1 protein-coding gene is annotated in these 571 nt (G+C 59.7%); it reads right to left on the reverse strand.

What is annotated here, in order from left to right:
* The coding region (tssI, locus tag ACCD02_RS32600; RefSeq protein WP_413310709.1) for a type VI secretion system tip protein TssI/VgrG at positions 1–569 on the reverse strand (569 nt) is incomplete at its 3' end.
* Between the last annotated feature and the right edge of the window lie 2 nt (positions 570–571).

The following is a 571-nucleotide window of genomic DNA, read 5'->3' on the forward strand; positions in this document are numbered from 1 at the left end:
TTGGGAAAGCTCGCCTGACCATCGCCGAACAGCAGTTTGTGGGCGTTGGCGCTGTGCTGGAAGTGGTAATGAATGCCTTCTTCCTCGCACAGGCGCTGAATGAAGTGCAGGTCCGATTCATCGTACTGAACGCAGTAGGCGCGCTTGGGGTAGGTGGCCTGGACCTGGAATTCGTAGATATCGCGCAGGATCCCATGTTCTTCGAGAATCTGGCCGATGATGTGCGGCACGCTGAGGTTCTGGAAGATGCGCTGGTTGATGCGGTGTGCCAGCCAGGACAAGCGCGGACGCAGGGTCACGGCATAGCGGCTCAGGCGTTTGCCGCAATCGCCCTGGGTGGCGCGGTAGATCTGGCCGTGGATGCCGCTGCCATCGGCGGACAGTTGCAGGAAGGCCGGTTTGTGCAGCAGTTGTTCAAGGTCAAGGGCGCGCTGTTCGCTGACCAGTTCGACGTCGAACGCGAAGGGTTGGCTGATGGCTTCGCGCCCTTCCAGGGACGCTACCTGCAAATCGCTGGCAAAGCCCTCGATGGTCAAAGAGAAGTGAGTTTGATTGGCTGGCGCGAACATCC

The sequence above is a fragment of the Pseudomonas sp. Pseusp88 genome (assembly GCF_047303955.1).
Classification (GTDB): Bacteria; Pseudomonadota; Gammaproteobacteria; order Pseudomonadales; family Pseudomonadaceae; genus Aquipseudomonas.